This is a genomic window from Bacteroides sp. AM23-12 (assembly GCF_003434395.1).
Classification (GTDB): domain Bacteria; phylum Bacteroidota; class Bacteroidia; order Bacteroidales; family Bacteroidaceae; genus Bacteroides; species Bacteroides thetaiotaomicron.
Map to the genome: position 1 here is coordinate 1 of NZ_QTLF01000056.1, position 12,640 is coordinate 12,640.

Here is a 12,640-nt window from a genome sequence, read left to right on the forward strand (position 1 = left end):
CGACCGGCTCTCCCGCTGCCGGAAATCGGCGGCTACCCGCTGCACCTCCTCTTCCGGCACACGGAAGAAATGGAAGCGGGTCGGATCTTTCAACTGGCTCCAGAGGTTGGAAAAGAAATTTGAAAACATATCGCCGTGGCGATCCACCCGCAGGAGGTCGTTGTTGTCCTCCAGTGGGTTCTTGGTCTGTAACTCGCCGTCCTTTACTCCGCTGACGGCTTGGAGCGTGCCTTTCTCGTCCATGACGAGCAGGATGTCCATTAACTGCTGGCTGCTGTCCGGTTGTTCGTCCATAATCTGAAAAAATTAAATGGTGAATATTTTTAAGGTTCCGATTGAAACCGGACGTAAAGATATGGGATGAATGCTGGAAACGTGCAATTTACGGCTTAGGTATCCTCGTTTGTCCTCCTGTTCGTAGATTTGTCACATTCCGGTTCGAGAGTAATTGAAGTTTTGATTTTCTCGTGACCTTTTTACCCCGAATAAACTGTAAATAAAAATATCACTGCAAAATTATATATGGTACATACGTGTAGAATTATTTTCGATGCTGTCCGAACTTATCGGAAATTTTATGAAGAAAGGGGAATATTTGCGTCATATGCGGGTATTTTCATCTGTCCGTTTTCCACGGGGTTATTCGTGTGTGGCCTTGTACCAAGAGGTCGTACCTTTCAGTAAGGCCATGGGATTGGTGCTCGGGTCCGAGATCGTTATACCCGAGAAAGTATGTATGGGAAGGGGCCCTTTGGCCCTGGAATAAAATTTACCCGTATGGGTTTTATAGGGAACAAGCCGCTCCAGCTGTTCCCTGAAGCGGGCTGTCAGGATAGGGTCAGAGCAGAGGGTGAGGACATAATCGGCAAAGTCATAAAAGATGACGGGGGTGTATCCGTCCAGTCCCTGGAGTTCTCCTTGTAGGGAATCATCGAAAACATACCTGTCATTGATACTTTTCATGATAGCAGCCATATTATCTAATTCAGAGCAATCTGTCACAGCCAGTGTCCCGCAGGGCATCATTTCATAGGTTGAATAAAAGTCGTGGAATCCTTCGCAAAGGGATCCGTAATCAGGATTTCCCAGCAGGAACTCCCCCACAGTGGCGTAAGGCATTCCGTATGCCATCATTTCACTGGTAGAGGCTATAAGAAATCTTGTGGCTTCTTTCAGTTCATAGGCAACCTCTACGGATGACACATAGCAATCGTCAAACAGGATATACTCCATTTTGACGCCCGCGCCTACAATCCCCCGGGCCAGGGTACCCACGTCCGTTTGGAACTCCCGGGTCAGTCCCCCGAAATAGCGTGTCAGCGGCTGCTCCTGATACTCCCAATGCTTTTTCATCCGGAAAAGGGAATGCGCCTGTGTACCGTCCACAGGAAGCCATCCCATGCCATGGGAACCTATGATCATAGCGTAAACCGGAGCAGGAGCAAATTCCTGCACGTCGTTCAATATCCCCGTTATGCCCTCCACCGTAGTAAACCCCGGAGTGCCATACCTTTTCAGCGTTTTACGATCGCACTTTCCTTTGGAATGTATGATCTCAAACATCGTGGCTTCCGTAGAGCTCGTGGACATAAACACGAGAATTCTTTCATGCTCCAGCCCCCTTCTGCTTACACACGCCTCCATATCCGCGATATTGGTGTAAAAATAGCCTGTCAGGTCAGTGGACCACGGCAGAAACATGAATAACGTTTTCCGATTTTCCATGGCTTCCCCGAGCTCTTCCTTTTCACATGAAAGAAAAATAAGGGAACAGCACACGAAAAGCAGGATACTGGTCCATGTATAAATTTTCCGTGGAGCTTTCATCTTGCGTATGCGATTAATCGGTGAAAAAATGGTTGACACTGCCCGATTTTACAACCAGATAAGGTCCCTTTACCGCCAGGCTACGGCAAAAAAGGACCCCGGATCCATGTCATATGTTCAAGAGAAATCTCCGGGGCATATTTCCCGGAATTCCTCCGGAGCGGAAATATCTTCCTCGGATATTTCCACGTGTTCCACGCCGTCCTGTCCTCTTATCATGCAGGAAAACATCTCCGCCCCGTCCAGACAGGAAAATACCTCGTGCCTCGGTTCTCCGTTTTCAAACCAATAAACGCAATATTCCTTCATCGTAGTAAAAAAACAGTATTTACCGGCACGATCTCAAGTTCGATACCGAATTCTTCCATCTGCTGACGGATATTCCCGCAAGCCAGTTTCTCCCTGGCCGCTTCAATCCCCGTGAAGGCATCGTATCCTTTCGGTGCAGATACAATTTTCCCTTCTAATACCGCATGGGTGATCTCTCCTCCGGCTTTTACCCCGGCATTCATAATAAAGTAATAATCTTTCATCTTATCGTGAGTTGAATCTATTAATCTATTTACCGGTCAGAGAAAAGGCCGGATATTTCACCGCAAACCCGAATGCCCGTTATCTTCTCTTGCAAGTCCATTCCGGGATTTGTTATAATAACGGTTCATCGATCCACGATCCCGAACCGGACCAGCATCGAATATCTCTTTTTTATCGTGCGGCTTCTCTCGAATGGGGGCGGGGCAACCGATAAGATATGACCTTGTGCAAACATCTCTTTTCCAGCATCCCCTCCTTCCACGATGCGGATGATCTCACCCGGCCTCTTACCTATTGCCTCCAGCAGGTAAACCGCCTTTTCCCGTGCCGCTTTCAGTGCTTCTATCTTGCCCTTCCTGTGATAGGACAGGATATCCCTATGTTCCAGTTTATCTATATACATCGTATGAATTCCTTTTGTGTCCACCCGTTTTAAAATTTCATCAATCAGTGTGAAGTCACGTAACGTGACATCAAATGATTTGGAAACCAGAAAATCCTGTCCCGGCTTACGCCAATTATCGCCCACATCCTGTGTGCGGATTGCCTCCCGTGGCACTCCGACTATTTTCAAAACCTGCTTCAATTCCTCCTCTATCCTGGTAAGAGGAACCTTCGTCCGATATTCTTCCGGTTTGGATACGCCATCAAACTCTTCTTCGAAGTACTCCCTTATTTCGATAACGTAATGAATCCTGTCAGGAACTACCTCTATCTCGGAAGTACCGGTTACCTCTATATAACGTTCGCCCACCTGAGCGGGCAGCGGAAAGGGAATGAACATGGAGATCAACAATAAAAGATTGAAAACACGCATAACAGTCTATTTACAGGTTTACCGGGAATCTACATGATCGTCCGGTCATCTATGATCCTGTAGTCCATATCTGAACGGGGCTGGAAAACAGGAGTAAAACATGATTGATAAATTTCCATAAAACACATTAAAATCCACCCCTCCCTGACAATGGAAGGGGTAGATTCACTCCCAGTCTATTTTCGATTATCTTCTTTCCGGAGAACCAAGAAAGACTCCGAGGGTTTAAAATGAGGGACCTTGCGAGCCGGGATGCATATGGTTGTGTGCTGTTGGATATTCTGTGCCTTCTTTGCCGCCCTTTTCTTCAAAGAAAAGGTCCCGAATCCGCGCAGGAATACAATTCTCTCTCTGCCGAGTGCATCCTTCACGCATTTCATGAAACTCTCGATTACCAGGCCAACGGTCCTGCGATCGATTCCAAGCTCCTCAGAGACCCGGTTTATAATATCTGCTTTAGTCATATCTGAATTTTAATGTTCACACTATTTTTATCATTCAGGGACAAAGGAAAATTTCCACCGCCAAGGAGTAGCCTGTTCCTCAGATATGTTCCTGCCCGATACCGTCCATACCGTTTGAATAAACGTCATTGTTTCTTCAGCAAGTCACGTATTTCTGAAAGTAACTTTTCCTCGTTGCTCGGGACAGGTGGGGGCAAGGGTGTCTCTTCTTTTTTGCGCCTGAGATTGGAGAGCAGGCGGATGAACAAGAAAATGGCAAAAGCGATGATCACAAAATCCAGCATGGTCTGTATGAAGTTTCCATAGTTTATCGTGACGGCCGCCTGTTCGACTCCATCAACTACCCTGGCGGGTTCCAATTCCCATCTCAGTTCCGAGAAGTTGGTTCCGCCTACCAGCAACCCTATCGGTGGCATGATGATGTCTGCCACCACTGAAGATATTATTTTCCCGAAGGCACCGCCAATAATCACACCCACGGCCATGTCTACTACGTTTCCACGCATGACAAACGCCTTAAAATCCAGTAAAAAACTACTTTTTGACATCTTTTTTTATTTTTGTTGATAATAATGTATCAAACAAAGGTGGATAACAGAGAAACGTGTCTCGGGGTCATCCACCTTCCCTTCATCGTTGTCTGTCGCTATGCTGAGAAATGGCTTTCCACACTATGGCACTGGCCAGACCTCCTGTCAGTGGAGCGACTATAAATAGCCAAAGCTGTGAGATCGCGCCTCCTCCCTCGAAAAGTGCGGGTCCTATGCTGCGCGCGGGATTTACTGATGTTCCGGTGATGGGAATACATACGATATGCACCAAGACAAGCGTCAGCCCGATGACCAGGCCCGCCAGTTTACCGGCCCCTTTCTTTTTATCCGTGGCTCCCAGCGCCACAAGAACGAAAATAAACGTAAAGACGGCCTCAGCGATAAAGGCCTGCAACATTTCCCCCTCAGCAAAGCCGTTGCTCCCTGTCATGGTAGGGCCGGCATGTGGCCCCGTAGATACCAGTATGAAAAGTACGGCTGATCCGAGAATCCCCCCGATTATCTGAAAAATAATGTATAACAGGGCATCCTTGCCCCCCATTCCTCCCGAGCAGTACATGCCCAGTGTGATCGCCGGATTTATATGGCATCCGGATATTCCGCCAATAGCGTATGCCATGGCGACCACCGACAGCCCGAAGGCTATGGCAACTCCCAGGGTACCCACCCCGGTGGTGACCGCACCGGGCATATCCCCGGCAAAAATAGCACTTCCGCATCCCATCAAAACAAGGATCATTGTCCCGATCATTTCAGATACATACCTGTTCATAGCATTTCAAATTACGTGTAGAATAAATATAGTTAATACATTCTGTTCAAGTGAATGCATCTTTCCGGTATTTTCCGGATCGCATTTAACGGCTACTGGATTCCGTTCCCGCGTTGATCGTACAGATGCTTACCCGGTTCCAGTCGGGCTCCTCGAACATGTTCCCTACTCCCTGGCCCTCGGCTACAATCCGTTCTTCTGCAATTCCATACTTGCCCACCAGCATTTTTTTCACGGCCTCCGCTCTTTGTCGGGCGATCCGCTCGTTAACTTCCACGCTTCCCTCAGGAGAGGCATAACCCTTGATGAGCACACTTGCTCCCTTATGGTTCTTTAAATAAGTAGCGATACGTTCGACATTCGGGAGTTGGGAGTTGTCAACTGTCGTCCTGCCCTGGCGGAAAGTTATGACGGATTCCAGCGTCTTTTTAGTGTTCTCAATGGTGTCTTTCACAATTTTTGGTTCCTGGTTGCGGCATTTGTCCAGTGCGGCCTCCAGTTCCGTTACCTTTCGCACTGCCTCCTGCAATGCCTCGGCATCTTTACCGGCCTGTGTATGAAGTTCATTAATTTTTGCGTTCAAGACATCCACCTCCTGCTGGTCGTAAGCTCTCACTTTTGTAAAGTGGTGTTTCCCGTTACTGCATCCGAAATGATACTTCAGACCAACGGATATTTCCCATACGGCCCGTCCGGAATGGAAACGTACGGCTTCGGAACCCATAGCATTCATGTCATAGACCAGGGCAGGTTTCAGTGCCAATGTCCATGCCTTGCTCTCTCCCAGGTTGAAATTAAAGTTCAGGCCCAGTTTTGTTGACATGCTGTTCTGATCGGAACCCGTTTCCCGGTTCATATAATAATGCAACCACCCGATTCCGGCCACCGCTTCGATTTCAAAAGGTCTGGGAACCCCGGTATAGGTCCCAAGGAGATTGTTCAGGTTCACCAACCCCAACAGACTGACATTGGAGCGGTCGAAAATGGTCCTGCTTTGTGAGGTGTTAAAGCTTCCGACCGCCTCCAGACCGAAACCGAAAACCGGTGTCAATTGTTTATTCAGTTCTATCCCCGTGATCGGGCGCATGTTTCCAAAGAAAGAATGATGTGTTAACGGGGTTGTTCCTCCCGCACTGATCCCGATGGACCAGTTGTCCAGAAACTTGTTACCCTCTACTGCAGTCTGGGCATTTGTGTGATACATAAAAACACCAGACAAAAACAAACTGATAAAAATTTTCTTCATCATAAGGTTTAATTTTTAATTATTTTGCAAAAATCGAAATTTATTCAAAAACACATGTTTTCATTCCAGCTCTTTTTTTTGTCATTTTAGCTCTTTAATGCAAAGAAACTGGCTGTATGGATGACCTTCAGAAGTGATTCTTTTTCTTTTGGAAGAAGTGGCATTCAAAAGAAGAGTATTCATAAGTTTTAATATTTTGATTGTTAAACTACAAAGACACAAGTTTTTTCCATTCATGTGAATCACAAGTATTATCATGAGCGATCATTCTGCCTGCTTCCCCATGAAAAACAGTGTCGATCTGTTTATTAGTAATGTAAAAACATGGACAATTATATTTATAATTTTGCAGCAATACAATCATAGCATAAGCGGTTTTATGCTTATTAATCATTCTCGATAATCATCTAAACCTGTTGCACGTCCATCCGGTCATGTAAAGTAAAATTCCCAGGCCTGGCGGAGAAATGCCCCGTATTACTCCTCCTGACCTGGGAATAGAATGATGCGGATGAGATTCCCGCACTGTTTCAATCCATTTTCATCACTATCTGAACATTCGGGTTATTTGCTATCCAGGGCATTCCAATAATCCATGTTGGTAACTCGTTCCAGCAGGACTTTTCTGTCCCCTTCACGGATATTGTCCGCAGCAGTGGCGGAGATAATGGCCGCACGCTTACCCACGCCACGCCATTTAATCATCCGGGCGGGAACTCCACGCCCGATCAGGGCGGCATGCACCTTTTCAGCACGCCGTGCGGAAAGGGTCAAGTTATAGGAGTCGCTTCCTTTGGCGTCCGTGTAGCCCGTGATAAGGAAACGGCTGTCCGGATAGCTTTTCAGTAGCTCTGCCAGCCTGTCAAGCGTTCTTTCCGAAGTGGCTGTTATGACATCCCTGTCAAATTCAAAATGGATATTCTCCAAGAGATCACACGCCATAGTGTCAATAATGGCCGGAACCTCCACCTTTTTCTCAACCACCCGCTCGACGATTCTTTCCACGGGTTTCTCTATCTCCACATATCGTACCACCGGAGCCGCATGTTTGCTCTTTCCGCCAATACGCCAGATGACACTGGCAGAAACCTGAACGAAGTGGGGAAGCCCCTTCTGCACGGGCAGAAGGTATTCACCTTGTAACCCCAGCCCGAACGAGTTGCTTAACCAGGCTTTCACACCCGCCCCGAAAGACAGGGGAACAAACGAGTTTTTGTCGGATGAACGCCCGTCAGGATTCCAGATGTCGGAAGACTCCCAATATGCCTGTCCGGTTGGATCATCCTCAAAGTTGCCGCCATATACGGAAGCAAAGTCTTTATGCAGATAGTTCACACCTACCCTGAGATAAGGTTCAACCCATTGGGATCTGAGCAGGGGAGTAAAGCGGAATTGTAGCCCCAGTCCCCCCATGTACAGTAAATCACGTTTCCTGTCATCACCTGCGGTACGGTTGTTGTTTTTCGTCAAACCGACGCTTCCCTGCAAATCCAGGTAAAACCACCGGTTCAATTCCCGTGCGATGTACAAGTTTGCCCCTCCCATCAGATGATTCGCTTTCAGGTTATAAAAGTAGTTGTCCGGCGTACTCCGGAAACCAGTGACTGACACCCGACTCCAGTTTATCAGCGAACCGCCGAGACCGATCTCCCAGGCTTTTGATTCCTTTTCTGACAGTCCGTCATGCGTCACCTCTGCCTGGAGAGGCACACGACGGGTCGTTTTCGTGTCCTGTCCTCTCACCGCCAGAGAGACCAACAGCAAGGAGAGACACACAAAGCATATCGTTATTTTTTTCTTCATATTCAATTATCCAATAAATAAATCAATTCATCCAGTCGACAGGACAATCCTTGATTGGCAAGGGCATCCGCTTGGACCAGTCCGCAAAATCAACTAAATAGTACTTATCTTCCTCTTTTAACAGATAGTAAGCGTAACGCCCACGGTACTCGTTAGATATATTATATGTTATTTTATCAGTGCTTTCTGTCCGTCGTCTGATATCCAGACCAATCCAGTTATTGGGATAAGTGCTTGTCAGTTTAAAGCGCTTGCCTCCCGTTGACAACGGCTTGGATCCGGTATGTACAGTTCCTCCCGTTCCATTGATGAAAGTACGCATTTCTATAAATACAGCCCGATTTTCTTCCAGCTCTGATGCCGGCAACTTGCCTTCCGGATGTTTCCAAACATTGGTTCCTTCCTCTTTTGTAAATTTATCTTGCCCTGTCGGGTAAGCGTATGTTTTATAAAAATCCTGTAAATTATCCGTGTCAATCTCTCCCCACATGGTGGTAATACCCTGCTTGATTTCAATAAACACACTGTTTTCTTTAAAAGATGGGGCCGGATACACTTCCGGGACATGTATCTTGTCCTGCAAATATATAGTCTGTCCATAGTCATTATAACTTCCCGTACCATCACCAAAATACAGTGCCGCATAATTGTCTGTTTGGTCCCATTCATATTTCGCCAACTTGCCGACAGTATCATTCTTCGCCACATTTGCCTTCTCCGTCTCTGTCAAAACCAACGGACGAATGATGTAGAGATATGAGTTTCCATTGCTATAGCGGACTAACTGATCTTTGTCCACATTTCCTTCGTTGACAGGCCGGTTTATATCTTTAACCCTGGCCGATTTCATACTATTATAAGGAGTAGTAATGGACGTCGGATACTTATCCCATTCTCCATCCACTTGACGCTCGAAGCTGTAATATACATTTAGTGTCCTATAAACATCTATCGACGTATTAGAATAATTAGACAGATATGCGCTTGTAATGATAGCTCTAACATTGATCCTATTCGGCACCAACGTGTTGCCCGCACTCGTTTCCTGCGTTCCATCAACCGTTACAGTCACACTTCCTTTCCTTTCTGATAAACCCTTATTGTCTGGCAATTTATCCCATGTGACCTTGAACTGCCCTTCCTCGTTTGTGATAAATGCATCCGTAGAAGATACACCGGGTAAGTCGCTCACCTTTACTCCGGCTGTGACCTTTTTGCCGGTCTTGTCATACACGGTAAATAGAACCGAACCGTCCGAAGGTACAACATACTCTTTCAGGGAAGAGTTCCAGTATTCAGGAATAACATTGTATTTTCCAACTTCTATCTCGATAACAGAGGATTTTCCGGTCAGGAAATCCCAGAAATCAGTTTGCTTGTTCCGGTCCGCCGGCCATTTTTGGTCAGGATTATGCGGGTTGTCCACATCACCGGACGAGATATACTCTTTCCAAAGCTCGTAGGCACTTTTACCGTTGGCTCCGTTAGCTCCATCCTTTCCGTCCTTTCCATCCTTTCCGTCCTTTCCATCTTTGCCATCCTTACCGAAAGCGGGCTTGCCTGTATCCGTTCCATTTATATACCAGTTGCCGTTATCGCCAATGGCAACCTCGGGAGATTTCCCGTCCTGCCCAACGGCCTTTTTCCCGGTATCCGTTCCGTCCACAAACCAGTTGCCGTTATCGCCGATGGTGACCGTAGGAGGCACGGCATCCTTTCCGTCCTTTCCATCTTTGCCATCCTTACCGAAAGCAGGCTTGCCTGTATCCGTTCCGTTAATATACCAGTTGCCGTTATCGCCAATGGTGACTGTCGGCGGTATAGCATCACGACCATTCGTTCCGTCTTTACCGTCTTTACCATCCTGACCATCACGCCCACGTGCGCCGATACCGGTATCCTCTTTCCCAATGAACCAGTTGCCGTTATCACCTATATGCGGTGTCTGTCCGTCCTCTCCGCTGGCTCCGGTCAGGAAACGCCAGAAATCCTGTACCGTGTTGTTTTCGGAGGGCCATTTCTCGCCGGGATTATGCGGGTCGTCCACGCTACCGCTGGCAATCATGTCTTTCCACTGCTCGAAAGCACTCTGACCATCCTTCCCGTCTTTGCCATCTTTTCCCTTGAGAAACTTGAAGAAGTCAGCGACTTCTGTCTGATCCTTCGGCCAGTTGACGGTTCCATCCGCAACTTTTTCCTTCCAAAACTCGTAGGCTGAAAGCCCCGTATCACCTTTGGGCCCCTTGGGCATGGTGATATCCACGTCTGTACAGGATGTCATGAATGACACTATGACCATGCCGCACAGAACTGATGATTTGAATAAATTCATGTAATTGTTTAATTTTAAATATATAAAATGAGGAATAAATCAATATAATCAATACCTAAAATAATTCCTTGATTTACGGAAAACGAGCAGTAAAAATTAACCATACTTGTTATAGTTATTAATATTAATAATATATTTTTTGCAAAATAAGATGAATATTTTAATTTTTAACTTATCAATTTAGCTCTATTTTTTAACAATTTGTTTATTAATCATGATTTTATTAATAAATAAACCGTATTTTTGGCCTATATCAATATTTATATTTGAATATGTACATTAAAATTCCTGCATAATCAGATGCAACCGACTATAACAAGAAATACCATACGGTTGTTATGGTCACTTTGATCATCTAACAATTTCGTCTTCAGACAATCCGTTCTTGTAATCAATAACTTGAAGCGTTTAAAAATCAGGAAGTACGGTATATTTTGGACCTTTTTCTTTCTTGTATGTTATTTCCCCACTCCCGGCTGTTGTCTTTTAGCACGCAGCATTTCTGCCACTTTCTTTTCCGTCCAACGCTCGAAGTCCTCCACCTCTTTCCTGATCTTCCATATTAGCTTCCTGTCCCTGTTCCACTCGAAGCAGTTCTCCAGCCTGTCAAGTGTCTTGGCGTCCGCATTTCCCGACATCAGAACGTAGCGGTATTTGAGCCGCCAGCCCCTTTTAAGCTGCCATGCGTTATGCACCAGCGAAAAAAGAAACAATTCCACGATGGTGACTTGAACAAGATACGACCTGGAATATGTCACGTTGAAACTATGGCTGTGGTTTACTTTCAACCCTTCCAACCGGTCTATCTGTCGGCTCAACTGTTGCAGGTACTCGTCCGTTGCTGCACCCTTGTTCTTTCATCCGTCATCCTGAACAGGACTTTGTTCGCCTGGAGTGTTTTATGCATTTCCAGCACGTCCTGACCGCCTGCGGTGTCTTTCCTAGACAGATGCAGACAGCCTGCCACATTATATCAAGTTGCTCCTTGGTCAGTTATCCTTTTCCCTGCTATTTTCCATGGCTGCGTAATTTTCGGTTTGCGCTCTTGGCGAAGAATTGCTTAAATTCGCTATTATTCAACAATTTGCGCTGTTCAACCAACTTGGTAAAACTATATAAAAACAACTGTTTTACTACTAAGGTAGAAATTTACGCTTATTATCCGTTTTTGATCAGGTGTGAGAGTTTCGGATCCGCCTTGATGCGCTCGATCTCGTCAGCGACAATCTGCTTAACCTCGCTCTTGATGCGGTAGTAGTTGGCATCAATCTGCTGCTGCATGGTGTCGTTGCCATCCTTGTCGGTGAAGTCGATGATCTGCGGTATCTTCACGTAGCGGGCGGTCTCCCGCCTGACTTTCTCGTTATCCACTACAATCTCGGCATGGAAAATCTTCTGCTCGATGCGCTCGTCGAAGTTGTCGGCTACCGCCCCCACGAACATGCCCTGCGTGAGGTTGGAAATCTTGCTTGCCGGAATAAGGCTGTCCATCTGGGTGTTGATGGAGACGGAAGTCTCGTTCCGGTTGATGGTCATGTTCTGCCGTTTCTGCAGGACCTTTCCGAAGCGTTCGGAGAGCGTCTTGGCGGTTTCCGCAACTACCTGACCTGCAAATACATTGCCGACCGTGTTACAGATTACGGCGCTTTCCTTGTCACCGTAGTCACGCTTCAACTGAGAGAAATCCTGAAAGCCGAGCATGACGGCTACCTTGTTGCTTCGAGCGGTGGCAATGAGGTTATCCAGCCCACGTATGTAAATGGTGGGCAGCTCGTCGATAATCACGGAGGATTTGAGACGTTTCTTCTTATTGATGAGCTTGACAATGCGGGAGTTGTACAATCCCAAAGCCGCCCCGTAGATGCCCTGACGGTCGGGATTGTTGCCGACTACCAGCACTTTCGGCTCTTCGGGATTGTTGATGTCGAGGGTGAAATCGTCCGCCGTCATCACCCAGTAGAGAGCCGGGGAGATCATGCGGGAAAGCGGTATCTTGGCACTGGCAATCTGCCCCTGCAACTGCTCCACCGCCGAGCTTTCCCATGCGTCCATGAAGGGAGAAAGGTAGTTCTCAAGCTCCGGGTACGAGGTCAGGATGGGGAAAATGTCGGCATACTTGCGGTTCAGGAACTCGATGGCATGGGGGAAGGTGCAATACTTGCCGTTCTTGTAGATTTTGAGATACCATATAATACTGGCTAACAGAATGATAGGCGATTCCACGAAGAAATCGCCCTGCTTGGAAATATCGGGTAAGTCAAGGGCATTACTGCCCCCTTCTCCCCTAAGAACCG

General features: G+C 46.8%; 12 protein-coding genes and 1 pseudogene. All 13 read right to left on the reverse strand.

The window, feature by feature from the left end; all coding sequences use genetic code 11:
* Positions 1-294, reverse strand: a pseudogene (locus DW640_RS22360) (hypothetical protein); the annotation flags it as partial.
* Positions 295-639: 345 nt separating this feature from the next.
* Positions 640-1,827: a clostripain-related cysteine peptidase gene (locus DW640_RS22365; protein ID WP_032561147.1), complete on the reverse strand. Its 1,188-nt coding sequence runs from the start codon at positions 1,825-1,827 to the stop codon at positions 640-642.
* Between the two features lie 117 nt (positions 1,828-1,944).
* Positions 1,945-2,136 carry a hypothetical protein gene (locus tag DW640_RS22370; RefSeq protein ID WP_008760199.1) on the reverse strand — a complete coding sequence of 64 codons (192 nt, stop codon included), beginning with the start codon at positions 2,134-2,136 and terminating at the stop codon, positions 1,945-1,947.
* Positions 2,133-2,360, reverse strand: a complete 228-nt coding sequence (locus DW640_RS22375) for a charged multivesicular body protein 2b-B (protein WP_080696110.1) — start codon at positions 2,358-2,360, stop codon at positions 2,133-2,135. Before DW640_RS22375 ends, DW640_RS22370 begins: the two co-directional genes overlap by 4 nt.
* A gap of 125 nt (positions 2,361-2,485) precedes the next feature.
* A complete protein-coding gene (locus DW640_RS22380; RefSeq protein ID WP_032561148.1) occupies positions 2,486-3,178 on the reverse strand; it encodes an SIMPL domain-containing protein in 693 nt (230 codons plus the stop codon).
* Positions 3,179-3,354: 176 nt separating this feature from the next.
* Complete coding sequence (locus DW640_RS22385) at positions 3,355-3,642, reverse strand: HU family DNA-binding protein (protein WP_008760198.1); 288 nt, start codon at positions 3,640-3,642, stop codon at positions 3,355-3,357.
* A 125-nt stretch (positions 3,643-3,767) separates the two neighbouring features.
* Positions 3,768-4,190 (reverse strand): large-conductance mechanosensitive channel protein MscL, encoded by a 423-nt coding sequence (mscL, locus tag DW640_RS22390; RefSeq protein WP_008760197.1) that lies wholly within the window; start codon positions 4,188-4,190, stop codon positions 3,768-3,770.
* Positions 4,191-4,272: 82 nt separating this feature from the next.
* Positions 4,273-4,965 (reverse strand): MIP family channel protein, encoded by a 693-nt coding sequence (locus tag DW640_RS22395; RefSeq protein ID WP_008760196.1) that lies wholly within the window; start codon positions 4,963-4,965, stop codon positions 4,273-4,275.
* 85 nt (positions 4,966-5,050) lie between these two features.
* Positions 5,051-6,211, reverse strand: coding sequence for an OmpA family protein (locus DW640_RS22400; RefSeq protein ID WP_032561177.1), 1,161 nt, complete (start codon positions 6,209-6,211; stop codon positions 5,051-5,053).
* Between the two features lie 564 nt (positions 6,212-6,775).
* Positions 6,776-8,014 carry an OmpA family protein gene (locus DW640_RS22410; protein WP_025813753.1) on the reverse strand — a complete coding sequence of 413 codons (1,239 nt, stop codon included), beginning with the start codon at positions 8,012-8,014 and terminating at the stop codon, positions 6,776-6,778.
* A 22-nt stretch (positions 8,015-8,036) separates the two neighbouring features.
* Positions 8,037-10,346 (reverse strand): hypothetical protein, encoded by a 2,310-nt coding sequence (locus DW640_RS22415; protein ID WP_032561152.1) that lies wholly within the window; start codon positions 10,344-10,346, stop codon positions 8,037-8,039.
* Between the two features lie 458 nt (positions 10,347-10,804).
* Positions 10,805-11,164, reverse strand: a complete 360-nt coding sequence (locus tag DW640_RS24140; RefSeq protein WP_014299618.1) for a hypothetical protein — start codon at positions 11,162-11,164, stop codon at positions 10,805-10,807.
* Between the two features lie 340 nt (positions 11,165-11,504).
* A partial coding sequence (locus DW640_RS22425) for a TraM recognition domain-containing protein (protein WP_233525470.1) occupies positions 11,505-12,640 on the reverse strand: 1,136 nt, incomplete at its 5' end.

Bases quoted from the DNA above. Each gene is read 5' to 3' on its own strand.
- DW640_RS22410 (WP_025813753.1), bottom strand. From the start codon at position 8,014: ATGAAGAAAAAAATAACGATATGCTTTGTGTGTCTCTCCTTGCTGTTG.
- DW640_RS22385 (WP_008760198.1), bottom strand. From the start codon at position 3,642: ATGACTAAAGCAGATATTATAAACCGGGTCTCTGAGGAGCTTGGAATC.
- DW640_RS22375 (WP_080696110.1), bottom strand. From the start codon at position 2,360: ATGAAAGATTATTACTTTATTATGAATGCCGGGGTAAAAGCCGGAGGA.
- DW640_RS22370 (WP_008760199.1), bottom strand. From the start codon at position 2,136: ATGAAGGAATATTGCGTTTATTGGTTTGAAAACGGAGAACCGAGGCAC.
- DW640_RS22365 (WP_032561147.1), bottom strand. From the start codon at position 1,827: ATGAAAGCTCCACGGAAAATTTATACATGGACCAGTATCCTGCTTTTC.
- DW640_RS22395 (WP_008760196.1), bottom strand. From the start codon at position 4,965: ATGAACAGGTATGTATCTGAAATGATCGGGACAATGATCCTTGTTTTG.
- DW640_RS22415 (WP_032561152.1), bottom strand. From the start codon at position 10,346: ATGAATTTATTCAAATCATCAGTTCTGTGCGGCATGGTCATAGTGTCA.
- mscL (WP_008760197.1), bottom strand. From the start codon at position 4,190: ATGTCAAAAAGTAGTTTTTTACTGGATTTTAAGGCGTTTGTCATGCGT.
- DW640_RS22400 (WP_032561177.1), bottom strand. From the start codon at position 6,211: ATGAAGAAAATTTTTATCAGTTTGTTTTTGTCTGGTGTTTTTATGTAT.
- DW640_RS22380 (WP_032561148.1), bottom strand. From the start codon at position 3,178: ATGCGTGTTTTCAATCTTTTATTGTTGATCTCCATGTTCATTCCCTTT.